27 protein-coding genes are annotated in these 26,174 nt (G+C 63.8%); 24 read left to right on the forward strand and 3 right to left on the reverse strand.

Annotation, left to right across the window (positions count from 1 at the left end):
* Window positions 1–1,901, reverse strand: a 1,901-nt coding sequence (locus PMI15_RS20590) for an Rne/Rng family ribonuclease (protein WP_007873870.1), incomplete at its 3' end; no start/stop codon positions are given.
* A 693-nt stretch (window positions 1,902–2,594) separates the two neighbouring features.
* Here PMI15_RS20590 and PMI15_RS20595 point away from each other — a divergent pair.
* From PMI15_RS20595 to PMI15_RS20610, 4 genes are read left to right on the forward strand one after another with little or no spacing between them, the layout of a single operon-like run.
* Window positions 2,595–3,698, forward strand: coding sequence for an RluA family pseudouridine synthase (locus tag PMI15_RS20595; RefSeq protein ID WP_007873871.1), 1,104 nt, complete (start codon window positions 2,595–2,597; stop codon window positions 3,696–3,698).
* A 48-nt stretch (window positions 3,699–3,746) separates the two neighbouring features.
* Window positions 3,747–4,406, forward strand: coding sequence for an HAD family hydrolase (locus PMI15_RS20600; RefSeq protein ID WP_007873872.1), 660 nt, complete (start codon window positions 3,747–3,749; stop codon window positions 4,404–4,406).
* Between the two features lie 28 nt (window positions 4,407–4,434).
* A complete protein-coding gene (locus PMI15_RS20605; RefSeq protein WP_007873873.1) occupies window positions 4,435–4,800 on the forward strand; it encodes a Rieske 2Fe-2S domain-containing protein in 366 nt (121 codons plus the stop codon).
* Window positions 4,801–4,821: 21 nt separating this feature from the next.
* Window positions 4,822–5,892 (forward strand): S49 family peptidase, encoded by a 1,071-nt coding sequence (locus PMI15_RS20610; RefSeq protein ID WP_007873874.1) that lies wholly within the window; start codon window positions 4,822–4,824, stop codon window positions 5,890–5,892.
* Window positions 5,893–5,964: 72 nt separating this feature from the next.
* Here PMI15_RS20610 and PMI15_RS20615 read toward each other — a convergent pair whose 3' ends face one another.
* Together PMI15_RS20615 and PMI15_RS20620 are read right to left on the reverse strand one after the other, a co-directional pair.
* Entirely contained in the window at window positions 5,965–6,732 is a 768-nt protein-coding gene (locus PMI15_RS20615) for an SAM-dependent methyltransferase (protein WP_007873875.1), read from the reverse strand.
* Window positions 6,729–7,349 carry a Maf family nucleotide pyrophosphatase gene (locus PMI15_RS20620; protein ID WP_007873876.1) on the reverse strand — a complete coding sequence of 207 codons (621 nt, stop codon included), beginning with the start codon at window positions 7,347–7,349 and terminating at the stop codon, window positions 6,729–6,731. The genes PMI15_RS20615 and PMI15_RS20620 overlap by 4 nt, the downstream gene beginning before the upstream one ends.
* A gap of 26 nt (window positions 7,350–7,375) precedes the next feature.
* Here PMI15_RS20620 and PMI15_RS20625 point away from each other — a divergent pair, with 26 nt between their 5' ends.
* From PMI15_RS20625 to era, 20 genes are all read left to right on the forward strand, one after another.
* A complete protein-coding gene (locus tag PMI15_RS20625; protein WP_036840393.1) occupies window positions 7,376–7,927 on the forward strand; it encodes a DUF177 domain-containing protein in 552 nt (183 codons plus the stop codon).
* A 239-nt stretch (window positions 7,928–8,166) separates the two neighbouring features.
* A complete protein-coding gene (gene rpmF / locus PMI15_RS20630) occupies window positions 8,167–8,349 on the forward strand; it encodes a 50S ribosomal protein L32 (protein ID WP_007873878.1) in 183 nt (60 codons plus the stop codon).
* An 85-nt stretch (window positions 8,350–8,434) separates the two neighbouring features.
* On the forward strand, window positions 8,435–9,520 hold the full coding sequence (gene plsX, locus PMI15_RS20635; protein WP_007873879.1) for a phosphate acyltransferase PlsX: 1,086 nt from the start codon (window positions 8,435–8,437) through the stop codon (window positions 9,518–9,520).
* A gap of 30 nt (window positions 9,521–9,550) precedes the next feature.
* A complete protein-coding gene (locus PMI15_RS20640) occupies window positions 9,551–10,528 on the forward strand; it encodes a beta-ketoacyl-ACP synthase III (RefSeq protein ID WP_007873880.1) in 978 nt (325 codons plus the stop codon).
* A gap of 45 nt (window positions 10,529–10,573) precedes the next feature.
* Window positions 10,574–11,923 carry an exo-alpha-sialidase gene (locus PMI15_RS20645; protein ID WP_157214694.1) on the forward strand — a complete coding sequence of 450 codons (1,350 nt, stop codon included), beginning with the start codon at window positions 10,574–10,576 and terminating at the stop codon, window positions 11,921–11,923.
* Entirely contained in the window at window positions 11,904–12,545 is a 642-nt protein-coding gene (locus PMI15_RS20650) for a hypothetical protein (RefSeq protein ID WP_007873882.1), read from the forward strand. Before PMI15_RS20645 ends, PMI15_RS20650 begins: the two co-directional genes overlap by 20 nt.
* Window positions 12,546–12,636: 91 nt before the next feature.
* Window positions 12,637–13,587, forward strand: coding sequence for an ACP S-malonyltransferase (gene fabD, locus PMI15_RS20655; protein WP_007873883.1), 951 nt, complete (start codon window positions 12,637–12,639; stop codon window positions 13,585–13,587).
* Window positions 13,584–14,330 carry a 3-oxoacyl-ACP reductase FabG gene (gene fabG, locus PMI15_RS20660; protein WP_007873884.1) on the forward strand — a complete coding sequence of 249 codons (747 nt, stop codon included), beginning with the start codon at window positions 13,584–13,586 and terminating at the stop codon, window positions 14,328–14,330. Before fabD ends, fabG begins: the two co-directional genes overlap by 4 nt.
* A gap of 159 nt (window positions 14,331–14,489) precedes the next feature.
* The gene (acpP, locus tag PMI15_RS20665) at window positions 14,490–14,729 is read left to right on the forward strand and encodes an acyl carrier protein (RefSeq protein WP_007873885.1); all 240 of its coding nucleotides are present in this window, start codon (window positions 14,490–14,492) and stop codon (window positions 14,727–14,729) included.
* Between the two features lie 84 nt (window positions 14,730–14,813).
* Window positions 14,814–16,058 carry a beta-ketoacyl-ACP synthase II gene (gene fabF, locus PMI15_RS20670; RefSeq protein WP_007873886.1) on the forward strand — a complete coding sequence of 415 codons (1,245 nt, stop codon included), beginning with the start codon at window positions 14,814–14,816 and terminating at the stop codon, window positions 16,056–16,058.
* Window positions 16,059–16,082: 24 nt separating this feature from the next.
* The gene (locus PMI15_RS20675; RefSeq protein ID WP_007873887.1) at window positions 16,083–16,577 is read left to right on the forward strand and encodes a hypothetical protein; all 495 of its coding nucleotides are present in this window, start codon (window positions 16,083–16,085) and stop codon (window positions 16,575–16,577) included.
* Entirely contained in the window at window positions 16,574–17,218 is a 645-nt protein-coding gene (rpoE, locus tag PMI15_RS20680; protein ID WP_007873888.1) for an RNA polymerase sigma factor RpoE, read from the forward strand. Before PMI15_RS20675 ends, rpoE begins: the two co-directional genes overlap by 4 nt.
* Before the next feature lie 24 nt (window positions 17,219–17,242).
* Window positions 17,243–17,884 (forward strand): sigma-E factor negative regulatory protein, encoded by a 642-nt coding sequence (locus PMI15_RS20685; RefSeq protein WP_007873889.1) that lies wholly within the window; start codon window positions 17,243–17,245, stop codon window positions 17,882–17,884.
* Between the two features lie 36 nt (window positions 17,885–17,920).
* Window positions 17,921–18,934, forward strand: a complete 1,014-nt coding sequence (locus tag PMI15_RS20690) for a MucB/RseB C-terminal domain-containing protein (RefSeq protein WP_051002016.1) — start codon at window positions 17,921–17,923, stop codon at window positions 18,932–18,934.
* 80 nt (window positions 18,935–19,014) lie between these two features.
* Window positions 19,015–20,472 carry a DegQ family serine endoprotease gene (locus tag PMI15_RS20695; RefSeq protein WP_007873891.1) on the forward strand — a complete coding sequence of 486 codons (1,458 nt, stop codon included), beginning with the start codon at window positions 19,015–19,017 and terminating at the stop codon, window positions 20,470–20,472.
* A 610-nt stretch (window positions 20,473–21,082) separates the two neighbouring features.
* Window positions 21,083–22,894 carry a translation elongation factor 4 gene (gene lepA / locus PMI15_RS20700; RefSeq protein ID WP_036840400.1) on the forward strand — a complete coding sequence of 604 codons (1,812 nt, stop codon included), beginning with the start codon at window positions 21,083–21,085 and terminating at the stop codon, window positions 22,892–22,894.
* 11 nt (window positions 22,895–22,905) lie between these two features.
* On the forward strand, window positions 22,906–23,880 hold the full coding sequence (gene lepB, locus PMI15_RS20705) for a signal peptidase I (RefSeq protein WP_036840418.1): 975 nt from the start codon (window positions 22,906–22,908) through the stop codon (window positions 23,878–23,880).
* Window positions 23,881–23,947: 67 nt separating this feature from the next.
* Window positions 23,948–24,289, forward strand: a complete 342-nt coding sequence (locus tag PMI15_RS20710; protein WP_007873894.1) for a DUF4845 domain-containing protein — start codon at window positions 23,948–23,950, stop codon at window positions 24,287–24,289.
* Complete coding sequence (rnc, locus tag PMI15_RS20715) at window positions 24,290–24,991, forward strand: ribonuclease III (protein ID WP_007873895.1); 702 nt, start codon at window positions 24,290–24,292, stop codon at window positions 24,989–24,991.
* A gap of 48 nt (window positions 24,992–25,039) precedes the next feature.
* The gene (gene era, locus PMI15_RS20720) at window positions 25,040–26,107 is read left to right on the forward strand and encodes a GTPase Era (protein WP_007873896.1); all 1,068 of its coding nucleotides are present in this window, start codon (window positions 25,040–25,042) and stop codon (window positions 26,105–26,107) included.
* Window positions 26,108–26,174: the final 67 nt, after the last annotated feature.

Consider the following 26,174-nt stretch of genomic DNA (forward strand, 5'->3'; position numbering starts at 1 on the left):
CCCCGGCCGCCGCGCCGGCCGTCACGGCCGCCGCGCTCACCGCCGCGATCGGAGCGCTCGCCACGCTCGCCGCCACGGCCTTCACCGCGACCTTCACGCCGGCCTTCGCCGCGCTCGTCTTTTTTCACTTCCTTGGCGGCAGGCGCCGGGGCCGGCGCTTCGGCGCCGCCGAACAGGCTCTTGATCCAGCCGAAGAAGCCTTTTTCAGCGGGTGCCGCCGCCGGTGCGGGACGGGCAACTGGCTTGTGCGCCGCCGCATGCGGAACGGGTTCCGGCTTGGGCGGTGCCACGGGCGCGGGCGCATCGGGCAGCACGCCCTTGATGACGGGCTCCTGCTTGTTGTGCTTTTCCTGGCTGCGGCGCGTGACGGTGGTCGGGTCTTCGACTTCCTCGGCCATCTTGTAGCTGGCGGCGATGTTGTCCAGGCGCGGGTCGTCGTGCTTCAGGCGTTCCAGGCGGTAGTTGGGCGTTTCCAGCGTCTTGTTGGGCACCAGCAGCACGTTGATGCGCTGCTTGACTTCGATCTTGGCGATCTCGGAGCGCTTTTCGTTGAGCAGGAAGGAGGCCACGTCGACCGGGACCTGACACAACACGGATGCCGTGCTGTCCTTGAGAGACTCTTCCTGGATGATGCGCAGGATCTGCAGCGCCGAGCTTTCGGTGTCGCGGATGTGGCCGGAGCCGCCGCAGCGCGGGCAGGGAATCGACGCGCCTTCGGACAGGGCCGGGCGCAGGCGCTGGCGGCTCATTTCCATGAGGCCGAACTTGCTGATGGTGCCGAACTGCACGCGGGCGCGGTCCTGGCGCAGCGCGTCGCGCAGGCGGTTTTCCACGTCGCGGCGGTTGCGCGACTCTTCCATGTCGATGAAGTCGATGACGATCAGGCCGCCCAGGTCGCGCAAACGCATCTGGCGCGCGACTTCGTCGGCGGCTTCCAGGTTGGTGCGGGTGGCGGTTTCCTCGATGTCGCCGCCCTTGATGGCGCGGGCCGAGTTGACGTCGACTGAAACCAGGGCTTCGGTGTGGTCGATCACGATGGCGCCGCCGGAAGGCAACTGCACGGTGCGGGCGTAGGCCGACTCGATCTGGTGCTCGATCTGGAAGCGGCTGAACAGCGGCGCGTCGTCGCGGTAGCGCTTGACGCGGTGCTCGTGCTCGGGCATCACGTGCGCCATGAACTGCTTGGCCTGCTCGTAGACGTCGTCGGTGTCGAACAGGATGTCGCCGATGTCGCTGTTGAAGTAGTCGCGGATCGCGCGGATCACGAGGCTGGATTCCTGGTAAATCAGGAAAGCGCCCTTGCCGCCCTTGCCGGCGCCGTCGATGGCGGTCCAGAGCTTGAGCAGGTAGTTCAGGTCCCACTGCAGTTCAGGGGCGCTGCGGCCGATGCCGGCGGTGCGCGCGATGATGCTCATGCCGCCCGGGTACTCGAGCTGGTCCATCGCTTCTTTAAGCTCGGCCCGGTCGTCGCCCTCGATGCGCCGGCTCACGCCGCCGCCGCGCGGGTTGTTGGGCATCAGGACCACATAGCGGCCGGCCAGGGAGACGAAGGTGGTGAGGGCCGCGCCCTTGTTGCCGCGTTCTTCTTTTTCGACCTGGACCAGCAGTTCCTGGCCTTCCTTGATGACGTCGTTGATGCGCGCCTGGCTGACCGGCACGCCCTGGGCGAAGTACTGCTTGGAGATTTCCTTGAACGGCAGGAAGCCGTGGCGGTCCTCGCCGTAGTCGACGAAGCAGGCTTCCAGCGAGGGCTCGACGCGCGTGACGACGGCCTTGTAGATGTTGCCCTTGCGCTGTTCGCGCCCTTCGATTTCAATTTCGTAGTCGAGGAGTTTTTGTCCGTCGACGATCGCCAGGCGGCGTTCTTCAGCCTGAGTGGCGTTTACCAGCATCCGTTTCATGGGTAGCCTTCCTTATCGTTCTTCGTTTTGATGTCATGTCTCGAACATCAATCACATGCCCAAAATGGGCCAACGACGCCGGAGGGACGCAGTGCGAACGTGGAGGAATTGCCGGAGAGCTTTTGACGGCGCGCGGCCGACCGAAATGAATCGGTCAGCGACGTGGTCTGGGCGTAGGCGCGTGGATGGAGCGAGCAGGGGTCAAACGGGTGGGTGCCGCGCAAAGCGCGGCTGCTGGCGCCCACTGCACAAAGGCTGGCGGCTGATTCATGCCGAATGCGGGGCCCACGAATGTCGTGAGGCGCCGCAGGCATATATAAATCAGACTGACCAGTGTTGTCATCAGAGGGCTACCCGTTAAAGGACTTGATCTCGGCTGGATCCGTGCGCAGCCTGTTGTTCATGACTTGGGCTGCACACATGGTATTCCGTAGTTGTGTTCGCAAAACGTCGACTCGTCTACCGTGCAAGACGCTCGCCGCGAGGTGCCTGGCACTCGTCGCTTGCGGGCAATTGCCGGCGTGGGCATCGACCTTCCAGCGAGGCTGCTTGTTCGCCTTTTCAGGGCCGGGGACGTGTGTGGACTAAACTCCAGACAAATCAACCACTTACAGCGCATCGCTAGTGAAACACATTATAGGGTCAGCCAGGGGCTTGGCAAGGAAACCCGGGAAAACACCGGGTCGCCCGCCCGTGGCCGCCGCCAGGCCCAAACCTGCAGCCGCCTCCACTCCGCCCATTCCCCAGGCACCGGTCCCGGCGGCGCCCCAGGCCACGCTGGTGACCGTGGGCGAGGACTATGCCGGCCAGCGGCTGGACAACTTTTTGATCCGCCAGCTCAAGGGCGTGCCCAAAACCCATGTTTACCGCATCATCCGCAGCGGCGAGGTCAGGGTGAACAAGGGCAGGGCGCAGGCCGACACCCGTGTGGAGGCCGGCGACGTGGTGCGCCTGCCGCCGGTGCGCACCTCCGAGCGGGCCGGCCAGAAGGCCGAGGCCATGGCCCAGGAAATTGCCCGCCACGGTGCGAGTTCCACCACCGGCGGCTATGCGCCGTCGCGCGAATTCCCCATCCTGTTTGAAGACGACTTCGTGCTGGCCATCGACAAACCGGCCGGCGTGGCCGTGCACGGCGGCAGCGGCGTGAGTTTCGGGGTGATCGAGCAGCTGCGCATGGCGCGGCCGGAGGCCGACTTCCTGGAACTGGTGCACCGGCTGGACCGCGAGACCAGCGGCATCCTGTTGATCGCCAAGCGGCGCATGGCGCTCAAGTTGCTGCAGGAGCAGTTCCGCGAGCGCGAGACCGATAAGGTCTACCTGGCGCTGGTCGGCGGCGACTGGCCGGCCAATCACCGGGTGATCGACAAGGCGCTGCACAAGTATTTGCTGCCCGACGGCGAGCGGCGCGTGAAAGTGGTGGACAACGACCACCCCGACGGCATGCGTTCGGTGACGCTGGTGAAGGTCAAGGCGGCCGTTCCCGCCAGCCCGCTGGCGCCGGCTACGCCCTTTACCTTGCTGGAAGTCACCATCAAGACGGGCCGCACGCACCAGATCCGCGTGCACCTGGCCAATGAAGGCCACCCGATTGCCGGGGACGACAAATACGGCGATTTCGAGCTGAACCGGGCGCTGCAGAAAACCGCGGGCGGCGCGGTGCCGCTCAAGCGCATGTTTTTGCATGCCTGGAGCCTGAAGTTCAACCATCCCAAGCTGCGCAAGGTCGTGCACCTGCAGGCGGCCTTGCCGCCCGAGTTGCAGCAGTTTTTGCCGGCGGCGCCTGAGGACGTGGTTTAAGGCTTATGCCGCGGCAGGGCGCACCGGCCCCGGCGACAATAGGGCGATATGCAAACCCGAAATTTCGACCTGATCGCCTTCGACTGGGACGGCACGCTGTTTGATTCGACCGGCATCATCGTGCGCTGCATCCAGGCCGCGGTGCGCGACGTGGGCGGCACGGTGCCGACCGACAAGGAAGCCGGCTATGTCATAGGCCTGGGCCTGATGCAGGCGCTGGCCCATGCCGCGCCCGACGTGCCGCCTGAAAAATACCCCCAGCTCGGCGAGCGCTACCGCCACCACTACGCCGCGCACTACGACGACCTGAGTCTGTTTGACGGCGTGCTGCCCCTGCTCGACGCCTTGAAGGCGCGCGGCCACCTGCTCGCGGTGGCCACCGGCAAGTCGCGCCGCGGCCTTGACGAGGTGCTGCGCACCGTGGAGCTCAGGGGCATGTTCGATGGCTCGCGCACCGCCGACGAGACGGCCGGCAAACCCGACCCGCGCATGCTGCACGAGCTGATGGCGGAGTTCGACGTCGCGCCCGAGCGCGTGCTGATGGTGGGCGACACCACCCACGACCTGCAGATGGCGCTCAATGCCGGTTGCCCCAGTGTGGGCGTGAGCTACGGCGCGCATGAACCCGACAGTTTCGCCGTGCTGGCGCCGCGCCACGTCGCGCATTCGGTGCCGGAACTGCAGGACTGGCTGCTGGCCCATGGCTGAAGTCCGGCGTTAAGAGGCATCAAAGGCCATGGACGAACGGCAAGCCCTGTGCAACAGCCGCGACCTGCTCGAAGGCGGGCTGGCGGTGCCGTTTGACGTGGTCTACGCCGGCCAGACCTGCCGCGCCTTCGCCGTGCGTTTCGAGGGCGTGGTCCATGCCTACCTCAATCGCTGCAGCCACGTCGCGATGGAACTCGACTGGCAGCCCAACCGGGTGTTTGACGACCAGGGCCAGTGGCTGCTGTGCGCCAGCCATGGCGCCGCCTACCGTCCCGACACCGGCCAGTGCGCGGGTGGGCCCTGCCAGGGCGGCCTGATCAAAATCGCGCTTTCCGAATCGGAGGGGGTTGTTTATTGGCATTCTGCTTACAACCTTAAACCGCTACAGTTCTAATACCTCTCTAAACTAGTGCCCATGAACGATCCCCAACGCCCTGATCCCTCCACAGACCCCGATTTGCTGCGCGAATCGGACTTCCGGCCCAACCAGCCGGAATCCCTTCCGCCCTATAACAATCCGGTGAATCAGGCAAAAAAATCCGCAGCGGACCCGACCGGCGCCCCGGGCTGGGAGCGCGCGACGCTGGAAAAGCTGGCCTTCGCCGCGCTCAATGAACAAAAGGCCACGCGCCGCTGGAAGACTTTTGTGCGCCTGGCCTGGCTGGCTTTTTTCGTGGCCCTGGTCTGGATGCTGCTGCACCGCGGCACACCCGCCAGCGACGCGACCGTGCCGCACACCGCCGTGGTGGAAATCAAGGGCGAGATCGCCGCGGGCGCCGACGCCAGCGCCGAGTTCGTCAATGCGGCCCTGCGCGCGGCCTTTGAAGACGACGGCGCCAAGGCCGTCGTGCTGCTGATCAACTCCCCCGGCGGTAGCCCCGTGCAGGCCGGCATGATGAACGACGAAATCCTGCGCCTGAAGGCCAAGCACAAAAAGCCGGTTTACGCCGTGGTCGAAGAGACCTGCGCCTCCGCCGCTTATTACATCGCCGTCTCGGCCGACAAGATTTATGTCGACAAGGCCAGCATCGTGGGCAGCATAGGCGTGCTGATGGACGGCTTTGGCTTCACCGGCCTGATGGACAAACTGGGCGTGGAGCGCCGCCTGTTGACCGCCGGCGAGAACAAGGGTTTTCTGGACCCCTTCAGCCCGCAAAACGAAAAGCAGCGCGTCTTCGCGCAGGCCATGCTGGACCAGATCCACCAGCAGTTCATCGCGGTGGTCAAAGCCGGCCGCGGCAAGCGCCTGAAGGAAACGCCCGAGATGTTCAGCGGCCTGTTCTGGAGCGGCCAGCAGGCCGTGGAACTGGGCCTGGCCGACCAGCTGGGCAACCTCGACTATGTCGCGCGCGAAGTGGTCAAGACCGACGAGATCATCGACTACACGCGCCGCGACAACGTGGCCGAGCGCCTGGCCAAGAAGTTCGGTGCCGCCATGGGTGAGGGCGCGATGAAGGCCTTCAAAGCGATTCCCGCGCTGCGTTGAGCGCCAGGCGCTTTCCCCGTTAAAAAGCCCGCGTCATGCGGGCTTTTTTGTGGGCGCTGAGGCGGCCTTTTTTTAGCGGCCTATGGCGAACACCGTCGGCAAGTCCAGCGGCGCCTGGGGTTTGTCGCGCTTCCACACGCTCACCTGCGCGCTGCGCGACCAGGCCGCGCCGAGGGTCAGGCCGCAGCTCAGCGCCAGTCGGGTGTTGCCCTGCAGCGTTTGCAGCAGCGACTGCAGCAGGGCTGCGTTGCGGTAGGGGGTTTCGATAAAGAGCTGGGTCTGGCCGGATTTCAGCGCCAGCGATTCCAGTTCGCGTATGCGCTGCGCGCGCTCGGCCGGCGTTTGCGGCACATAGCCGGCAAAGGCGAAACTCTGGCCGTTCAGGCCGCTGGCGGCCAGCGCCAGCATCAGCGACATCGGGCCCGTGAGCGGCACGACTTGCAGCCCCAGGTCGTGCGCCGCGCGCACCACGGAGGAGCCCGGGTCGGCAATCGCCGGCATGCCGGCTTCGCTGACCAGGCCCATGTCGCGGCCTTCCAGGGCGGCCGCCAGCAGCGGACGCGCGTCGAAGTTGCCACCGTGGTCGCCTTTTTTATGGACCTCGCGCGGCAGTTCCTGGATCTGCAGCGACTGCAGCGGCGCGGCCAGCGGCTGCAGCGCGTCTATGCGCTTGAGGTAGGCGCGCGTGCTTTTGGCGTTCTCGCAGATCCAGCAGGACAGCCGCGCTGCGAGTTGCAGGGTTTGCAGCGGCATGACCTCCTGCAGCGGCGCCTGCGCGTCGCAGCCGAAATCCAGCGGCGCGGGCACCAGGTAGAGCTTGCCTTTCACGGCGGCGTTCATGGCCGGCCTCCGGACAGCAGTTGGATGCCAGCCGCCTGGATCAGCCGGCAGGTGCGTATCAGCGGCAGGCCGACCAGCGCGGTCGGGTCGTCGTTGTCTATGGACTCCAGCAGCGCGATGCCCAGGCCTTCGCTTTTGGCGCTGCCCGCGCAGTCGTAAGGCTGCTCGATGCGCAGGTAGTGTTCGATCTCGTCGTCGCTCAGGTCGCGGAATTTCACCTTCACCGGCGCCAGGCTTTGCGCCTCGTAGCCGGTTTCCAGGCACACCACGGCCACGGCGGTCTGGAAAACCACGGTGCGCCCGCGCATGCGGCGCAGCTGCGCAACGGCTTTTTCATGGCTGCCCGGCTTGCCCAGCGGTTCGCCGTCCAGGTCGGCCACCTGGTCTGAGCCTATGACGACCGCGCCCGGAAAGGCGGCGGCCACCGCGCGGGCCTTGGCCAGGGCCAGGCGCTCGGCCAGGGCCTGGGGGGCCTCTCCGGGCTGCGGGGTTTCGTCCACCTCCGGCGCGGCGACCTCAAACGGGATGTGCAGCCGCTGCAGCAATTCGCGGCGGTAGCGTGAGGTCGAACCCAGTACGAGAGGGCGGTTGGTGGCGGGAGGGGAAACAAGGGTCATGCCTCCGATTCTCTTACACTGCATCCATGTCCAGACCCCTTCAGCCCAGCCGGCTCAACATGAAAGCGTTTGCCCTGGAGGGCGTGGCGCTCGCTGAAACCACATTGCTACAAAATCTGGAGCGACTTGCCGAGGAAACGCAAGGGCTGCAGGCCGATTCGGCCGTTCAATGGGAGGCGCGGGGCGAGTTGCGCCCGCGCACCGGCGCCGACGACGAGGTGTGGCTGCATTTGCAAGCCCAGGCAAGCGTTCCGCTGACCTGCCAGCGCTGCATGGGCGTGGTCCAGATGCCGGTAGAGGTGGACCAGTGGTACCGCTTTGTCGCCAGCGAAGACATCGCCATGGCCGAGGACGACCAGTCCGAAGAGGACCTGCTGGTGATGGAGCCCCAGTTCAACCTGCTCGCCGTGCTGGAGGATGAACTGCTGATGGCCTTGCCCCTGGTGCCCATGCACGAGGAATGCCCGGTCGCTCCCAAACTTCAGGCCGGTGATGAGGAGGTGCCGGATGCGGCGGGTGAGCCCATGGGAAAACCCAATCCCTTTGCCGTGCTGGCGCAGCTGAAGAGTAAAAAGTAGTAATTTAGAATTACTAAATTCATGCGAAAAACCATTGGATTCATGGACATTTCGCCCGTCTGAGGCCGGGGTGATGAAAATGCCCCCGCATCAAGCTATAATCAAAGGCTTCGCGTACCAATGCGGTGGATACGGTGACATGGCGCTCAGGCTGTCATGGACCGATATTCAGGTCCAGCTGTCTGAACTCGGAATTTGGTGCGTAATTTACCAACCTAACACCCCATCAGGAGTGGATCATGGCCGTCCAGCAAAACAAAAAGTCACCTTCGAAGCGCGGTATGCACCGTTCGCACAACGCACTCACCGTGCCAGGCATTGCCGTGGAATCCACCACCGGCGAAACCCACCTGCGCCACCACATCAGCCCCACCGGTTTTTACCGTGGCCGCAAGGTGCTGAAAACCAAATCCGAAGCGTAACTCCACGCTTTGAGCATGGGCCCGCACTCATCCTGCGGGCCTTTCTTTTGCCTGAATTTCACCTCTTGACTGCACCGGTCGCCCCATGATCAGGATTGCTGTCGATGCCATGGGCGGCGATATCGGTCCCGCCGTGACGCTGCCCGCCAGCCTGGCTTTCCTGGATGGTCACCCCGACGCCGCTGTGGTGCTGGTGGGTCAGCCCGAAGTGCTGGCGGCGCATCCCCTGCACGCGCGACTCCATGCCCATCCGCGCTGCCAGATTGTTCCGGCCAGCGAGATCGTCACCATGGATGATCCCATCGAGATCGCGCTGCGGCGCAAGAAAAATTCCTCGATGCGGGTTGCGATGAACCAGGTCAAGGACGGCGTGGCCCAGGCTGCCGTGTCGGCCGGCAATACCGGCGCCCTCATGGCGATTGCCCGCTACGTGCTCAAGACCCTGGAAGGCATAGACCGTCCGGCCATTGCCACCCAGTTGCCCAATGCCCTGGGCGGCGCCACCACCGTGCTGGACCTGGGCGCCAACGTCGATTGCACCGAAGACCACCTGCTGCAGTTCGCCGTGATGGGCTCCGCCCTGGTAGCGGCCATCACCACCAACCCGACGCCCAGCGTTGGCCTGCTCAATATCGGGGAAGAGGCGATAAAAGGCAGTGAAATGATTAAAAAAGCCGGTGAATTGTTGCGATCCGCTTCCAATTCAGGCGATTTGAATTTTTATGGAAATGTCGAGGGCAACGATATTTTCAAGGGAACGACAGACATCGTGGTCTGTGACGGTTTTGTGGGCAATGTGGCGCTCAAGGCCAGCGAAGGCCTTGCCAGCATGATAGGTGGCTTCATCAAAACCGAATTCTCTCGCAATATCTTTGCAAAAATATCCGCCATCATTGCCTATCCGGTGTTAACTGCATTTAAAAATCGGGTTGACCACAGGCGTTACAACGGTGCGGCCTTGCTGGGCCTGCAAGGCCTGGTCTTCAAGAGCCATGGTTCGGCGGACGCCTTCGCTTTTGAGAGGGCGCTGAATCGGGCTTATGATGCGGCTCGGAACAATTTGCTTGAGAGAGTCCGCGAACGCATCGCCCATGCGGCCCCTTTGTTGGTGACGGCGCAGGCGGCACCCCCCGCCGATGCGCCCGCCGAAGCCCTCCTCAATGCCAGTTGACTCAGCAGTTTCAACACCGGCCACTCATTAATGACCCGTTACTCACGCATCGCCGGCACCGGTAGTTATTTGCCGCCGCGCCGACTGACCAACGCCGAACTGGCCGCCGACCTGGCCACACGAGGCGTGGAAACCTCCGACGAATGGATTGTGGAGCGCACCGGCATCCGGGCCCGCCACTTTGCCGCGCCCGACGTGACCAGCAGCGACCTGGGTGTGGAAGCCGCCAAAAATGCCCTGCAGGCCGCGGGCCTGCAGGCATCCGATATCGACCTCATCATCGTGGCGACCTCGACACCCGACATGGTGTTTCCGTCGGCCGCCTGTATCCTGCAAAACAAGCTGGGCATCGCGGGCTGCGCGGCCTTCGATGTGCAGGCCGTGTGCAGCGGTTTCGTCTACGCGCTGACCGTGGCCGACGCCATGATACGCACCGGTTCGGCCAGCAAGGCGCTGGTGATCGGCGCGGAAGTGTTCTCGCGCATCCTGGATTTTTCGGACCGCACCACCTGCGTGCTTTTCGGCGATGGCGCCGGCGCCGTGGTGCTGGAGGCTTCGGAGACGCCCGGCATCCTTGCCAGCGACCTGCATGCCGACGGCAAGCATGTCGGCATCCTCTGCGTGCCCGGCAATGTCTCGGGCGGCCAGATCCTGGGCGACCCGCTGCTCAAGATGGACGGCCAGGCCGTGTTCAAGCTGGCTGTGGGCGTGCTCGAAAGCGCCGCTCGTGCCACGCTGGCAAAAGCCAATCTGACCGACGCCGACATCGACTGGCTGATTCCGCACCAGGCCAATATCCGCATCATGCAGAGCACGGCCAAAAAATTGAAGATGCCGCTGGAAAAGCTTATCGTGACCGTCGACCAGCACGGCAACACTTCCGCCGCCTCCATCCCGCTTGCGCTGGATGCGGCCGTGCGCAGCGGCAAGATCCAAAAAGGCGACACCCTCATGCTCGAAGGCGTGGGCGGCGGCTTTACCTGGGGTGCGGTGCTTCTCAAATACTGAGCGGCCCGCTACCCATCCGCCAGGCTTTCACAGACAGGTGGGCACTTGAATTTCAAACCGTCCGGTGCATTGGAGCGCCTTGCAGCTGCCTTGCTGGTGCTGGCTTTCGCCCTCGCCGGATGGAAGGTCCTGCAGCGTTCGCCGGCTTCTCCGTTTGCGGCGCCGTCCGCCGATGCACCCCAACTGCCTCGCGCTCACCCGCCGGCACAGCAACGCTCACCCGACGGCCGCTTCCGTTTCGAAGCCCAATTTGTTTCGTCTTCTCCCGGCCAGGCCGTGCACGCCGCGTCGCTGGTCGAGTTGCGCGACGGACGTTTGCGGGCGGTCTGGTTCTCGGGTTCGCGCGAGGGCGCGGGAGACGTCACCATCCAGAGTGCCGTGACCGATGCCACCGGTTTGCGCTGGGGCGCGGAAAGCACGCTGTTCGACCGGCAGGCACTGCAGCAAGGCCTGTGGCGCTATGTCAAGAAAATCGGCAACCCGGTGATTGCCCGCGCGCCCGATGGCTCGCTGAACCTATGGATGGTCAATGTGTCGCTGGGCGGGTGGGCGGGCAGTTCCATCACCTGGGCGCGATCCACCGACGAAGGCGCGAGCTGGAGCGCGCCGCGCCGGCTGGTGACCTCGCCCTTCCTGAACATCAGCACCCTGGTCAAGGGCACACCCGTCATCTTCGAGAATGGTGAAACCGGCTTGCCGGTGTACCACGAGTTCGTCGCCAAATTCGGTGAGGTCCTGCGCATCAGCCCTCAGGGCCAGGTCGTCGACAAGGTGCGCATTCCGGGCAGCCGCACCAGCTTGCAGCCGGTGGTCCTGGTGTCGGGGCCGCAGAAGGCGCAGGTCTATATGCGCTCGGGCAATGCCACGGCACTGATGGCCTCAAGCACCACCGATGCCGGCAAGACCTGGTTGCCGGCCCATGCGAGCGCCTGGCCCAACCCGGATTCCGCCCTGGCCGGCACCATGACGAACAGCGGCACGCAATGGCTGGCCCTGAACCCGGCGCCCCGCAACCGCGAAACACTGGCCTTGCTGCAGACCGCCACGGGTGGCTCATTTGATGGCGTGACGCCCTGGATCGTGGAGTCGTCCGCCAATCCGCAGGCGCGCACATCCATGGGCGACTACGAACGCCTGCTGACCCAGGAACTCAAGGCCCGCGGCGCCAGCGACGGCGAGGCCCAGGCCTATGTGGCCAGTGCCCGGCGCCAGCTGTGCGGCGGCCAGAGCTGCTCCCAGGAGTTTTCCTACCCCTACCTGCTGCAAAGCCGCGACGGCTACCTGCACCTCCTCTATACCTGGCACCGCACGCGCATCAAGCATGTGCGGCTGGATCCCCTGCAAACCCTAGAGGCCGCGCAAGCGGCGCCCGGCCATGTTTCCTCCGGCAAATGACCTGATCGCCCTGCTCGGCATCAACCTGGTGCTCTGCGCCGGCTGCCTGCGCCTGCTGAGCTGGCGGCATGGCGTCACGCCCTGGGGCAAATGGGCCAGCGCCGCCGTGTTTGTGCTGCTGTGGTGCCCGGTGGGCCCGGCTCGTTTGCCGCTGGTCGCGTATGTGCGCGGCATCAGTTCGGACTTGAGCATTTCGCTGGTGGCCATCGCCTGCCTGGGCATGTACCAGCGCCTGCGCGGCATGGCCCCAGTGGCGCAGCGTGAACGCATGGCGCTGAGCTTTGCCTTTGCGGCCTGTGCCTTGTTCCTGTACCCGCTGGCCCTGGGCTGGGGCGATTGGGATGCCTACCGGCTGGGCTGGGGCTCGCCGGCCCTCTGGGCGGCGCTTCTGGCGCTGTCGCTGGCGTGCTGGGCCGGGGGCTTGCGCCTGCTGCCCGCGCTGGTGGCCCTGGGTTTGCTCGCCTGGGTGGCCGGCGCGCTGGAGTCCACCAACCTGTGGGATTACCTCATAGACCCCTGGCTGGCGGTTGCGGCGATTTTTCAATGCATCAAATTCGCTGTGGGCTGGGGCCTTGCGCGGCTGCGGGGTGTGCGCCATGGCGCCATGCCGTCTTCGGCTTGACGGGCCGCGCGTCAAAAATGGCTGTTCATCTTCTTAAAATGCATGCGGACGCCTTTGGGCGATCCAAGAATTCGATCCATGGAGTAATCATTTGAAATCGTTTGCCATTGTTTTTCCCGGCCAGGGCTCACAGTCGGTCGGCATGCTGGACGCCTGGGGCGACCATCCCGTGGTCGCGCAGACGCTGGCCGAAGCCTCCGAGGCGCTCGGCGAGGATGTCGGCCGCTTGATCAGGGAAGGCCCCAAGGAGGCGCTGGCGCTGACCACCAACACCCAGCCCGTGATGCTGGTCGCCGGCGTGGCGGCCTACCGCGCCTGGATGGCCGAGACCGGCGTGGCGCCGGCCGCTGTGGCGGGGCATTCGCTGGGCGAATATTCCGCGCTGGTGGCTTCCGGCGTGCTGACGCTGGCGCAGGCCGCGCCGCTGGTGCGCTTTCGCGCGCAGGCCATGCAGGACGCGGTGCCGGTCGGCGTCGGCGCGATGGCGGCCATCCTGGGCATGGAAGCATCCAAAGTGATAGAGGGCTGCGCCGAGGCCGCGCGCAGCTTCGGCGGCAACACCGCCGAAGTGGTGGAAGCCGTCAATTTCAACGACCCGATGCAGACCGTTATCGCGGGCAGCAAGGCCGCGGTCGAGAAAGCCTGCGAAGTGCTCAAGGCCAATGGCGCCAAGCGCGCCTTGCCGCTGCCGGTGTCGGCACCCTTTCACTCCAGCCTCATGAAGCCCGCGGCCGAGAAGCTGCGTGAAAAGCTGGCCGCCGTCGATTTCGCGGCACCGACAATCCCGGTCGTCAACAATATCGATGTGGCCGTCGAGACAGACGCGGACCGCATTCGCGCGGCGCTGTACCGCCAGGCCTATGGTCCCGTGCGCTGGGTGGAGTGCGTGCAAACCCTCAAGGCGCGCGGCCTCACGACGCTGGTCGAGTGCGGGCCGGGCAAAGTACTGGCCGGCATGGCCAAAAGAATCGATCCCGAGTTGGCGGGCGTCCCCCTGTTTGATCCCGCCTCGCTGGCGGAAGTGAAGGAGTTACTGGCATGAGCGAAGTGAAGTTTGAGGGCCAGGTCGCGCTGGTCACCGGTGCATCGCGCGGCATAGGCGCGGCCATCGCACTCGAGTTGGCCCAGAAGGGCCTCAAGGTCATAGGCACGGCGACCAGCGACGAAGGCGCGGCCAAGATCGGCCAGGCCCTCGCGGCTTTCCCAGGTTGCGCCGGCAAGAACCTGAATGTGAACGACGCCGCCGCGGCCGAGGCGTTGATCGAGGCCATCGTCAAGGAGCACGGCGGCCTGCAGGTGCTGGTCAACAACGCGGGCATCACCCGCGACATGCTGGCGATGCGCCTGAAGGACGAGGACTGGGACGCCGTGCTGGACACCAACCTGAAGGCCGTGTTCCGCATGAGCCGCGCGGTGATGCGCACCATGATGAAGCAGCGCTACGGCCGCATCATCAGCATCACTTCGGTGGTCGGCGCCTCGGGCAACGCTGGCCAGTCCAATTACGCGGCCGCCAAGGCCGGCGTGGCCGGCATGACGCGCGCGCTGGCGCGCGAGCTCGGTTCGCGCAACATCACGGTCAATTGTGTGGCGCCGGGCTTTATCGAGACCGACATGACAGCCGGTTTGCCCGAAGAGCAGCAAAAAGCGCTGCTGGGGCAGATACCGCTGGGCCACCTCGGCAAGCCGCAAGACATTGCGCACGCCGTGGCCTTTGTAGCCAGCCCGCAGGCGGCTTACATCACCGGCCAGGAGATTCACGTCAACGGCGGCATGTATATGTAGGCCTTGGAGCCGTCCAGCCGCAGTTTCATGAAAACCGCGGCTTGACAGTGGTAAAACACGGGAAATCGAAGCCGGTTTTTATCCGTCCGGCGCGGTGCTTAGGGAAACGACTCTAACGCGGTAAAATCACGGATTAATTTACAACCCTCAGAGGGAACTATGAGCGATATCGAAGCACGTGTTAAGAAAATCATTGCCGAACAACTCGGCGTGGAAGAAGGCCAGGTCACCAATGAAAAAGCCTTTGTGGCCGATCTGGGCGCTGACTCCCTTGACACCGTAGAACTGGTTATGGCTCTGGAAGACGAGTTCGGCATTGAGATTCCCGACGAAGACGCCGAGAAGATCACCACCGTCCAGAACGCGATTGACTACGCAAACACCCATCAAAAGGCCTGAGGCCGCAGGTTTGCGCCTGTGACTCTGCCGTCACCAAGCCTGAAAAGCCACAGGGCCTTTTCAGGTTCTTTTCAGGATTTCTGAATGAGCCGTCGTCGTGTCGTCGTGACAGGTCTGGGTTGCGTCAGCCCGGTAGGTAATACCGTGGCTGAGTCCTGGGCCAATCTTCTTGCCGGCAAGCCTGGGATTGATCTTGTCACCGGGTTTGATGCCAGCAATCTCGCCTGCAAATTCGCCGGCGAGGTCAAGGGTTTCAACATCGCGGACTACATCCCCGAAAAAGAAGCCCGGCACATGGACCGGTTCATCCACCTGGGCCTGGCCGCGGCCTGCCAGGCGGTGGCCGACAGCGGCTTGCCGACCGGCGAGGCGCTTGATGGCGAGATGGCTACACGCATAGGCTGCAATATCGGCTCGGGAATCGGCGGCTTGCCCATGATCGAGCAGATGCATTCCGAGCTGGTCAATCGCGGCCCGCGCCGGATCTCCCCGTTTTTTGTGCCTGCCTCGATCATCAACATGATCTCGGGGCATGTGTCCATCAAGTTCGGCTTCAAGGGCCCCAACATCGCGGTCGTCACGGCCTGCACCACCGGCCTTCACGCCATCGGCCTGTCGGCCCGCATGATCGAGTACGGTGATTGCGATGTGATGGTGGCCGGCGGCGCGGAATCCTGTGTGTCGCCCCTGGGCATAGGCGGCTTCGCGGCTGCCCGTGCCTTGTCCACCCGCAACGAAGACCCGAAAACGGCCTCACGCCCCTGGGACAAGGACCGCGACGGTTTTGTGCTGGGCGAGGGCGGCGGCGTGCTGGTGCTTGAAGAGTACGAACACGCCAAGGCCCGCGGTGCGAAAATTTATGCCGAGCTGACCGGCTTCGGCATGAGCGCCGACGCGTACCACATGACCGCGCCCGACATCGACGGCCCGCGCCGCTCCATGGTGATGGCCCTGAAGAACGCCGGTGTCAACGCCGACGAGGTCCAGTACCTCAATGCGCACGGCACGTCCACGCCGCTGGGCGACCTCAACGAGACCAACGCCATCAAGGCGGCCTTCGGCGACCATGCCAAAAAGCTGATGGTCAGCTCCACCAAGTCCATGACCGGCCACCTGCTGGGCGGGGCCGGCGGCATTGAATCGGTGTTTACCGTGCTCTCGCTGCACCACCAGAAGATTCCGCCGACCATCAATATCTTCAACCAGGACCCCGAGTGCGACCTCGACTACTGCGCCAATACTGCGCGTGACGCCAGGATCGAAGTTGCCGTGAAAAACAACTTCGGCTTCGGCGGCACCAACGGCACGCTGGTTTTCAAGCGCGCCTGATTTTTACCCGCGCTCCGCAAGCCCTTGGCCACGCACAACGCCCCTCCGGTTGTTTATCCGTTGGGGCGTTCGCGTTTTCTGGGCGCGCTCTTGCTGGGCCTGTGGCTTTGCGGCCTGTCGCTGACCCTGCTGTGGTTCCTCCAGGGCGCCGGGCGGCTCGATTGGCGTATCGTGCTGGCGCTTGTTTTTGTTGCCGGAGCCGGTGCAGCGGCCTATGTCAGTTGGCGAAATGCCCCGGCAGGCCAACTCGCCTGGGACGGCGAGGTCTGGCGCTGGGAAAGCCCGGGCTACCAGGCCGGTGTCGCCGAGTACGGCCTGTCGGTCCTCGCTGATTTCCAGAATATCCTGCTGCTGCGGCTTGAAAACCAGGCCCATGCCTGTTTGTGGCTCTGGATGGAGCGGCGCAGCATGCCCGAGCGCTGGCTGGACCTGCGCAGGGCGGTTTATTCGCCGCACAAAGCAGCTGTGGCAGTATCGGGGGCTATGCACTCCCCAGACGGCAGGCCAAACCCTTCATGAGCGCCGACCTGCCACTTTTGCCGCTGGAAAAAGCCAACGACAGCGACGCCATGCTGGTCGAGCGCACGGTCGCGGGCGACCAGAAAGCCTATGAGCTCCTGGTCATCAAGTACCAGCGGCGCATCCAGCGCCTGATAGGCCGCATGGTCCGCGATGTGGACCTGGTGGAGGACATCGCCCAGGAGACGTTTATCCGGGCCTACCGGGCCCTGGCGCAGTTCAGGGGTGAGGCCCAGTTTTACACCTGGCTGTACCGGATCGCCGTGAATACCGCGAAAAAAGCCTTGATGGACCTCAAACGCGACCCGACTGTTTCAGAAAATGCCTTCAAATCGGGCCAAAGCGAGGAAAGCGATGAAACTTCCCCGCTGGAAAACGAACTAACAAGCTCGGAAACGCCGGATGCCGTGCTGGCCAGCAAGGAAATCGCGGAGATTATCAATGCGGCCATGGAAGCCTTGCCGGAGGAGCTCCGCCAGGCCATCACCCTGCGTGAAATCGAAGGGTTGAGCTATGAAGAGATCTCGGAGGCCATGGATTGCCCCATAGGCACAGTGCGGTCCCGGATTTTCAGGGCGCGTGAAGCGATTTCGCAGAAGGTAAAGCCTTTGCTGGAAAACCAGAGCGGCAAGCGCTGGTAAGGCCGCGGCACCCAGGAGCCATCCATGAACCCCACGAACACCAAGAACATCATGAAACCGTCTATGCAAACCAGCGAGCTCATGTCCGCCCTGGCCGATGGCCAACTTGGCGGGGAAGACTTTGCCGCCGCGCTTCACGCCAGCCGGCACGATGATTCGGCGGTTGCGTGCTGGGATACCTATCATCTGATCGGCGATGCATTGCGGTCCGCCCATGGTGCGCGCGGCGCGGACCCGGCATTCCTGAGCCGTCTGAACCAGCGCCTGGCGCAGGAAGCCTCGCCGGCCGCTGCGCCTCGTCCCGTCCAGCCGGCTGTCCCGGATGTGCCCGCGGCCCTGTCTGATCACCGCGGCCAGGCTGCCAACGACGGCGAGTTCCGCTGGAAGCTGGTGGCGGGCTTTGCCTCGCTCGCGGCGGTGTCCGCCATCGCATGGAATGCCGCCGGCCTGCTGGCGCCTGCCACCGCGCCGCAACTGGCCCAGGCCCCCGCTTCTGCCCAGCAGGTGGTGGTGGTCGCTTCGCCGCAAGGCCCGGTGGTGCGCGATGCGCGGCTTGAGGAGCTGCTGGCCGCGCACAAACAGCTGGGCGGCACCTCGGCCCTGCAGGAGCCCTCTGGCTTTCTGCGCAATGCCACTTTCGAGACGCCTCGCGATGCAGGGCGCTGAGCGCACGCCGCACCGCGACCGGGCTTTGGCGACACCATGAACCTCAAGCTACTTCGTCTTCTCGCCCTGGCAGGGTGCACCTTGCCGGCCGTGGGCCATGTGGCGGCGCAGGCCACACCTGCCCCCGCGGCATCAGCCGTGGAGTCCCGCAGCATCAACGACTGGCTGATGCGCATGCACGAGGCCTCCCGAAAGCGGTCCTACATCGGCACCTTTGTGGTCTCCTCGGGCGGCGCCATGTCCAGCGCCAAGATCTGGCATGTCTGCGAGGGCGACCAGCAGATGGAGCGGGTCGAAACGCTCACGGGCGCGCCGCGCTCCATCTTCCGCCACAACGACCAGGTGGTCACCTTCATGCCCGACCACAAGGTGGTCCGCAGTGAAAAGCGCGAGTCGCTGGGCATGTTCCCGCAACTGCTGCAGTCGGCCGACGGCCGTATCGCCGATTACTACAAGGTCAAGCAGGAGGGCGCCGAGCGCGTGGCCGGGATCGAAGCCGACATCGTGCTGCTGGTGCCCAAGGACAACATGCGCTTTGGCTACCGTGTCTGGACCGAGCAGAAAAAAGGCCTGGTCGTGAAGCTGCAGACGCTGGACACCGACGGCAAGGTGCTGGAGCAGGCGGCGTTTTCCGAGCTGCAACTCGATGCCCCGGTCAAGATGGACAAGCTGCTCCAGATGATGGGCAAGGTCGACGGTTACCGTGTCGAGAAACCGGTCCTGGTGAAAACCACCGCCAGCGCCGAAGGCTGGATCCTCAAGGCGCCGGTGGCGGGCTTCAAGCCCATGAGCTGCTACAAGCGGCCGGCGACAGTCAACCCGGCGTCCGGCGAGGAACCCCTGCAATGGATTTTTTCGGACGGCCTGGCCTCGGTGTCCATCTTTGTGGAGCCCTTCGACCGGCAACGCCACGACAGGGAGTCCAGCCTGTCGATGGGCGCCACGCAGACCATCACGCGGCAGCTCGATGCCTATTGGGTCACCGTCATGGGCGAAGTTCCCATGGCCACCCTGAAGCTCTTTGCCAATGGCCTGGAGCGCAAGAAATAATATGCCCCTGGCGTTCCGGCGGCCGGTTTCCCCCTGCGACCTGGATTGCCTGATGACCCCTATTTTTGACGAGGCTGACGATGCTTGAACTGAACTGGAAACCTCTGCGCTCCTGCCTGACCGCCGGTCTGGTGGCGGCTGCCGCAGTCGCTACGCTGGTGCCCGTGGCTCCGGCCTGGGCGCAAACCCGCACCTTGCCCGATTTCACGGACCTGGTGGAGCAGGTAGGCCCGTCGGTGGTCAATATCCGCACCCTGGAAAAAGCCAAGCCCTCGGCCGGCGGAAGCGCTGACGAGCAGATGCTGGAGTTCTTCAAGCGCTTCGGCATCCCGGTCCCGCCCAATATGCCGCGCGTGCCGCGGCCCGACCGCGGGCAACCCGATGAAGACCAGCCGCGCGGCGTGGGTTCCGGTTTCATCCTGACGGCGGACGGCTTTGTCATGACCAATGCCCATGTGGTGGAGGGCGCCGACGAGGTTCTCGTCACCCTGGCGGACAAGCGCGAATTCAAGGCCAAGATCATTGGCGCCGACAAGCGCAGCGACGTGGCCGTGGTCAAGATCGAGGCAACAGGCCTGCCGGCCGTCAAGATCGGCGACATCAACCGCCTCAAGGTAGGTGAATGGGTGATGGCCATAGGCTCGCCTTTCGGCCTTGAGAACACCGTGACGGCGGGCATCGTGAGCGCCAAGCAGCGCGACACCGGCGACTACCTGCCCTTCATCCAGACCGACGTGGCCATCAACCCGGGCAACTCGGGCGGCCCGCTGATCAATATGCGCGGCGAAGTGGTCGGCATCAACAGCCAGATCTACTCGCGCTCGGGCGGCTTCCAGGGCATTTCCTTTGCCATTCCCATCGATGAAGCCGCGCGCGTATCCGACCAGTTGCGCAGCAGCGGCAGGGTCACGCGGGGCCGTATCGGCGTGCAGATCGACCAGGTCACCAAGGACGTGGCCGAATCCATCGGCCTGGGCAAGGCGCAGGGCGCCTTGGTCCGCGGCGTTGAGAGCGGTGCGCCCGCCGAAAAAGCCGGCATCGAGGCCGGCGACATCATCATCAAGTTCGACGGCAAGCCCATCGAGAAATCCAGCGACCTGCCGCGCATGGTCGGCAATGTGAAGCCCGGCACCAAGGCCGTGGTGACCGTCTTCAGGCGCGGCGCGAGCAAGGACCTTTCGGTCACCATCGGCGAGGTCGAGCCTGAAAAACCGGCGCGCAAGGCTTCGGGTCCCGAACCCAAAGCGCCGGCCGTGGGCGCGGCCCAGGCACTGGGTCTGGTGGTCAGCGAAGTGAGCGACGCGCAGAAGAAGGAACTCAAGATCAAGGGCGGCGTCAAGGTGGACACAGCCGAAGCCGCGGCTTCGCGCGCCGGCCTTCGCGAAGGCGACGTGATTGTGGCGATCGCCAATTCGGAAATCACCAGCGTCAAGGAATTCGAGGCGGCCCTTGCCAAGATCGACAAGACCAAGGCCATCAATGTGCTGTTCCGCCGCGGTGAATGGGCGCAATACGCGCTGATCCGGCCCGCGCGCTAAACCGTATCGGAGGGCCCGGCCAGGCTGGGTCGCCAGGCTTGTCCACGTCCGGTCAGGGGCCCGTGTCCGGGCACCGGGGAGCCGCCAACGGGCCTGGAAGGCCCCCATACCCTGCTGGGGTTTATGGGTTTTGCCATCATCCAGGCCTTTTTAAGCCTCCTCAAAAATATATTTTTCAGCGGCCCGGTACTTGCTTTTTGTTAGTGATCGCTCACAATAAAATCAGGTCACGGACGGATTTCGGTAGAATAGGGGCTTGCCTCTGTGTCTTTTGGATATATCGGGGACCCCAAAATCCCGCTTTCCAACTTGATTTTGGGTAATACACACTGATCCACAGATCACCCACAAGTTGTTCAGAGACATGCAGTTTAAAAATGTGAATAAGTTGTGCATAAGATTCCTGTTGCTAGCCTGCAACGACAAAAATATGGCAATTTCGGGACTGTTCGGCTCTGGCTTTTTGCCTACAATGAAGTTCCAACTATCGCAGTTGCCATAGATTGTTGGTTCAGGGCGCGTCGCTAATCGACGCGCCCTTTTTTATGGCCTCTCGCGAATCGCACCCAATCTCTTCGCAATACTTTCAAGTACTTAGGCGTTCTCGTTGATGAATCACATCAGAAATTTTTCGATCATTGCGCACATTGATCACGGCAAATCCACCTTGGCTGATCGACTCATCCAGCGCTGCGGTGGTTTGCAGGACCGCGAGATGAGCGCGCAGGTTCTGGATTCGATGGACATCGAAAAAGAGCGTGGGATAACCATCAAGGCGCAGACCGCTGCGCTCAAATACAAGGCACTCAACGGCGAGGTTTACAACCTCAATCTGATCGACACGCCGGGCCACGTCGACTTCTCTTATGAGGTCAGCCGCTCGCTGTCCGCATGCGAGGGCGCGCTGCTGGTGGTGGACGCGAGCCAGGGCGTGGAGGCGCAGACCGTCGCCAACTGCTACACCGCGCTGGACCTCGGCGTTGAGGTCGTGCCGGTGCTCAACAAGATGGACTTGCCGCAGGCCGACCCGGACAACGCCAAGCAGGAAATCGAGGAGGTCATCGGCATCGACGCGACCGACGCGATTCCCTGCAGCGCCAAGACCGGCATGGGCATCGACGAAATCCTGGAGGCCATCGTCGCCCGGATTCCCTCGCCCAAAGGCAATCCGGACGGCCCGCTGCGCGCCATGATCATCGACAGCTGGTACGACGCCTATGTGGGCGTGGTCATGCTGGTGCGGGTGGTCGACGGCCGGCTCGCCAAGGGGGACCGCATCAAGCTGATGGCCAGCGAGGCGATGTACAACGCCGAGCAGCTGGGGGTTTTCACTCCGCACACCGAGCCGCGCCCGTCGCTCGAACCCGGCGAAGTGGGTTTTGTGATCGCCGGCATCAAGGAACTGCAGGCCGCCCGCGTGGGCGACACCGTCACGCTCGTCAAGCCCGGCACCGGCGGCGCGGCATTCACCGCCACCGAGGCGCTGCCCGGCTTCAAGGAAATCCAGCCCGCCGTTTTTGCCGGCCTTTACCCTTCCGAGGCCAGCGAGTACGAGTCCCTGCGGGATGCGCTGGAAAAGCTCAAGCTCAACGACGCCTCGCTGCACTACGAGCCTGAGGTCAGCGAAGCCCTGGGTTTCGGCTTTCGCTGCGGCTTCCTGGGCCTGCTGCACATGGAGATCGTCCAGGAGCGGCTGGAGCGGGAGTTCGACCAGGACCTGATCACGACGGCGCCCAGTGTTGTCTACGAGGTGCTCAAGTCCGACGGCGAGACCATCATGGTCGAGAACCCGTCCAAAATCCCGGACGCCGGGCGCGTCAACGAGATCCGCGAGCCCATCGTGACCGTGCACCTGTATATGCCGCAGGACTACGTGGGCGCCGTCATGACGCTGGCCAACCAGAAGCGCGGCATCCAGCTGAACATGGCCTACCACGGCAAGCAGGTCATGCTGACCTACGAGATGCCGTTGGGCGAGATCGTGCTGGACTTCTTCGACAAGCTCAAATCCGTCTCGCGCGGCTACGCGTCCATGGACTACGAATTCAAGGAATTCCGGGCTTCGGACGTGGTGAAGGTCGACATCCTGCTCAACGGCGAGAAGGTGGACGCGCTGTCCATCATCGTCCACCGCAGCCAGTCGGCCTACCGCGGGCGGGCGGTGGTCGCCAAGATGCGCGAGATCATTTCACGCCAGCAATTCGACGTCGCGATCCAGGCCGCCATCGGGGCCAACATTATTGCGCGTGAGACAATCAAAGCGCTTCGCAAAAACGTGATCGCCAAATGCTACGGCGGCGATATTTCACGCAAGCGCAAGCTCCTAGAGAAACAAAAAGCGGGTAAAAAACGCATGAAACAAATCGGTTCCGTTGAAGTACCCCAGGAAGCCTTCCTGGCCATTTTGCAGGTGGAAGACTGATGCGCGGCGCAATGAGCACGATCACGGCCGTGGTGCTGGCGGCCTTTGTGGGTTACGGCGCCGCCTGGTACTTCGGCGCCGTCGAAGGCAACTTCTCCCTGCTGCTGTTCCTGGCATCGGTGGTCACCGGCATCTACTGGCTGGCCGAACGCTTTTATTTCCTGCCGCAGCGCTACAAGGCCGCTGCGGCGCTCGAGGAAAGCGCCGCCAGGCGCCAGGCCGAGCTGGCCCAAAAGGGCATCACCCAGGTCGACAACAACAACCTCGGCGAAGCCCGCGCCCGGCTCATCATGCAGCCCTGGTGGCTGGACTGGACCGCCGGCCTGTTCCCTGTGATCGTGGTGGTTTTCCTGCTGCGCTCCTTCCTGTTCGAGCCCTTCAAGATCCCCTCCGGCTCGATGATCCCGACCTTGCTGATCAACGACCTGATCCTGGTCAACAAATTCCACTACGGCGTGCGCCTGCCCGTGCTGAACATCAAGGTCATCAACAACCAGAGCCCGCAGCGCGGCGACGTGATGGTGTTCCGCTATCCGCCCAAGCCCAGCCTGGACTACATCAAGCGCGTGGTCGGCGTGCCGGGGGACGAGGTGGCCTACATCAACAAAAAGCTGACCATCAACGGCAAACCCCTGCCCAAGACGCCGCTGCCGGACTTCTTCGACGAGGACGTGCTGCGCTACGCCAAGCAGTTCGAAGAGGTCAACGGCACCAAGAAGTACCGCCTGCTCAATGACGACACACGGCGCGCCGGGCTGGATGAGCGTGAGGTTATGGACTTTCCTTTCAAGCAGAATTGCCGTTACAGTAGCGAAGGCATGGTCTGCAAGGTGCCTGAGGGGCAGTACTTCATGATGGGCGACAACCGCGATAATTCGCAGGATTCGCGCTATTGGGGCTTTGTCCCGGAGGCCAATATCGTGGGCAAGGCCTTTTTTGTCTGGATGAATTTCGGCAACCTCAAACGTATCGGCTCTTTCGAATAGCAATATGGGCGGCAGCGCCGTCCAGGGCGGCGGGCCGGAGGGTTTTCTAGTCAGAGCAGGAGAAAAAATGAAACATCAGCAACGCGGCATTTCCTTCATCGGCCTTCTGTTTTTCTGCGTCATCCTGGTCTGCGCGGGGATTCTGGCCGCCCAGGTTTTCCCGACGCTGGTTGAGCTCCAGGCCATCACCAAGGCCGTCAACAAGGCCAGGGACGGCAATACCGTCGTTGAAGTCCGGACCATCTTCGACAAGGCGGCCCAGATTGACGACATCAAATCGATCAGCGGCAAGGACCTGGAAGTGACCAAGGACGGCGATAAAACCGTGGTGTCCTTCGCCTACAACAAGGAAATCCACATGGCCGGCCCCGCCTTCTTGCTGCTCAAGTACAGCGGCAAATCCAAATAAGTGCGAGCCAGCGCCACCTCGAGCCCGGGTCTGCCGGCGCTGCAAAAGCGTCTGGAGCATGAGTTCTCCAATCCCAAGCTGCTGCTGCAGGCGCTGACGCACCGCAGCTTTTCGTCCGACCACAACGAGCGCATCGAGTTTCTGGGCGATTCCGTCCTGAATCTGGCAGTGGCCGGACTGCTCTATGAACAACTGAGCGAGCTGCCCGAAGGCGACCTGTCCCGCGTGCGCGCCAACCTGGTCAAGCAGGACACCCTGCACAAGCTGGCGGTCGGGCTGGGCCTGCCCGAGATGGTGCGCCTGGGCGAAGGCGAGGCCAAGTCCGGCGGCCACAAGCGGCCCTCCATCCTTGCCGACGCGCTGGAGGCCGTGATAGGCGCGGTCTACCTCGACGCGGGCTTTGACACCGCCGCCCGGCTGGTGCACCGCCTTTTCAAGGATGTCGAGATCAACCCCCAGATGCAGGCCATCGGCAAGGACCCCAAGACCGAATTGCAGGAGTGGTTGCAAGGGCGCAAAATGAACCTGCCCATCTACCGCGTGGTGGGCACCATGGGTGCCGCCCATAAGCAGACATTCGACGTCGAGTGCGAAATTGCGGAGTTCGGGCGGGCCGAGCGCGGCATAGGCGGTTCGCGCCGGGCCGGCGAGCAGGCTGCCGCCGCGGCCATGCTGATGTTTGTCAAGACACTGGAATCCTGACTCCGCGCCTGCCGCCGCCCAGAGGCTGCGGGCCAACACACCAAAATTATGAGTACAGGTAAAAAAGAAGCCAAGAAACCGGCTGCCGCCACAGCAGCGCCCGCCGCCAAACCCAAGGCGCGGCAGGCCAAGCCGCTGGAGGCTGTGCAGCCGCCCGACGCGCTCGAAGCCATGCTGGCGCAGGCCCTGTCCTCGCGCGGCGCGGCCGTGCCCACCGCCGACACGCCGCCTGCCGGCGAGCAGCGCTGCGGCCTGATCGCCATTGTCGGCAAGCCCAACGTGGGCAAGTCCACGCTGCTCAATGCCCTGGTGGGGCAAAAAATCAGCATCACCTCGCGCAAGGCCCAGACCACGCGCCACCGCATCACCGGCATGCGCACGGTCAAGGCCACGCAATATGTGTTCGTCGACACGCCGGGCTTCCAGACCCGGCACGGCAACGCGCTGAACCGCTCGCTGAACCGCACCGTGGTCGGCGCCGTCAATGACGTGGACCTGATTGTGTTTGTTGTCGAAGCCGGCCAGTTCAACCAGGCCGACGCCAAGGTGCTGGCCCTGCTGCCCGAAAAGACGCCCGCGATCCTGCTGGCCAACAAGTTCGACCTGATACACCGTCGCGCCGAGATCGCGCCTTGGCTCAGGGAGATGCAGGAGCGCCACAATTTCGCCGAGTTTGTGCCCATGTCGGCCAACAACGCCAGGGACATCGAGCGCCTGTTCGGCATTTGCGAAAAATACCTGCCGGTCCAGCCCTGGATGTACGGCCCCGACGAGCTGACCGACCGCAGCGACCGCTTCATGGCCGCCGAGATCATCCGCGAGAAGCTGTTCCGCCTGACCGGCGACGAGCTGCCCTACACCTCTACCGTCATCATCGATCAGTACGAGGAGGAGGGCGCCCTGCGCAAGATCGCCGCCACCATCGTGGTCGAGCGCGACGGCCACAAGGGCATGATCATTGGCGAAAAGGGCGAAAAACTCAAACGCATAGGCACCGAAGCCCGGCACGAACTTGAGACCCTCACGGGCGGCAAGGTGTTCCTGGAGATCTGGGTCAAGGTCCGCTCGGGCTGGGCCGATGACGAGGCCAGGGTCAAGACCTTCGGGTATGAGTAGAGCCCCCACGCTTTTCACTTCGTGTAATGCGCTGCCCCCCAAGGGGGCCGCTGCGCCTGCGGCCCGG

The sequence above is a fragment of the Polaromonas sp. CF318 genome (assembly GCF_000282655.1).
Lineage (GTDB): Bacteria > Pseudomonadota > Gammaproteobacteria > Burkholderiales > Burkholderiaceae_C > Polaromonas.

Coding starts and splice junctions, on each gene's coding strand:
- PMI15_RS20600 (WP_007873872.1), top strand. CDS start 3,747: ATGCAAACCCGAAATTTCGACCTGATCGCCTTCGACTGGGACGGCACG.
- PMI15_RS20605 (WP_007873873.1), top strand. CDS start 4,435: ATGGACGAACGGCAAGCCCTGTGCAACAGCCGCGACCTGCTCGAAGGC.
- PMI15_RS20610 (WP_007873874.1), top strand. CDS start 4,822: ATGAACGATCCCCAACGCCCTGATCCCTCCACAGACCCCGATTTGCTG.
- PMI15_RS20615 (WP_007873875.1), bottom strand. CDS start 6,732: ATGAACGCCGCCGTGAAAGGCAAGCTCTACCTGGTGCCCGCGCCGCTG.
- PMI15_RS20620 (WP_007873876.1), bottom strand. CDS start 7,349: ATGACCCTTGTTTCCCCTCCCGCCACCAACCGCCCTCTCGTACTGGGT.
- PMI15_RS20625 (WP_036840393.1), top strand. CDS start 7,376: ATGTCCAGACCCCTTCAGCCCAGCCGGCTCAACATGAAAGCGTTTGCC.
- rpmF (WP_007873878.1), top strand. CDS start 8,167: ATGGCCGTCCAGCAAAACAAAAAGTCACCTTCGAAGCGCGGTATGCAC.
- plsX (WP_007873879.1), top strand. CDS start 8,435: ATGATCAGGATTGCTGTCGATGCCATGGGCGGCGATATCGGTCCCGCC.
- PMI15_RS20640 (WP_007873880.1), top strand. CDS start 9,551: ATGACCCGTTACTCACGCATCGCCGGCACCGGTAGTTATTTGCCGCCG.
- PMI15_RS20650 (WP_007873882.1), top strand. CDS start 11,904: ATGTTTCCTCCGGCAAATGACCTGATCGCCCTGCTCGGCATCAACCTG.
- fabG (WP_007873884.1), top strand. CDS start 13,584: ATGAGCGAAGTGAAGTTTGAGGGCCAGGTCGCGCTGGTCACCGGTGCA.
- acpP (WP_007873885.1), top strand. CDS start 14,490: ATGAGCGATATCGAAGCACGTGTTAAGAAAATCATTGCCGAACAACTC.
- fabF (WP_007873886.1), top strand. CDS start 14,814: ATGAGCCGTCGTCGTGTCGTCGTGACAGGTCTGGGTTGCGTCAGCCCG.
- rpoE (WP_007873888.1), top strand. CDS start 16,574: ATGAGCGCCGACCTGCCACTTTTGCCGCTGGAAAAAGCCAACGACAGC.
- PMI15_RS20685 (WP_007873889.1), top strand. CDS start 17,243: ATGAACCCCACGAACACCAAGAACATCATGAAACCGTCTATGCAAACC.
- PMI15_RS20690 (WP_051002016.1), top strand. CDS start 17,921: ATGAACCTCAAGCTACTTCGTCTTCTCGCCCTGGCAGGGTGCACCTTG.
- PMI15_RS20695 (WP_007873891.1), top strand. CDS start 19,015: ATGCTTGAACTGAACTGGAAACCTCTGCGCTCCTGCCTGACCGCCGGT.
- lepA (WP_036840400.1), top strand. CDS start 21,083: ATGAATCACATCAGAAATTTTTCGATCATTGCGCACATTGATCACGGC.
- lepB (WP_036840418.1), top strand. CDS start 22,906: ATGAGCACGATCACGGCCGTGGTGCTGGCGGCCTTTGTGGGTTACGGC.
- PMI15_RS20710 (WP_007873894.1), top strand. CDS start 23,948: ATGAAACATCAGCAACGCGGCATTTCCTTCATCGGCCTTCTGTTTTTC.
- era (WP_007873896.1), top strand. CDS start 25,040: ATGAGTACAGGTAAAAAAGAAGCCAAGAAACCGGCTGCCGCCACAGCA.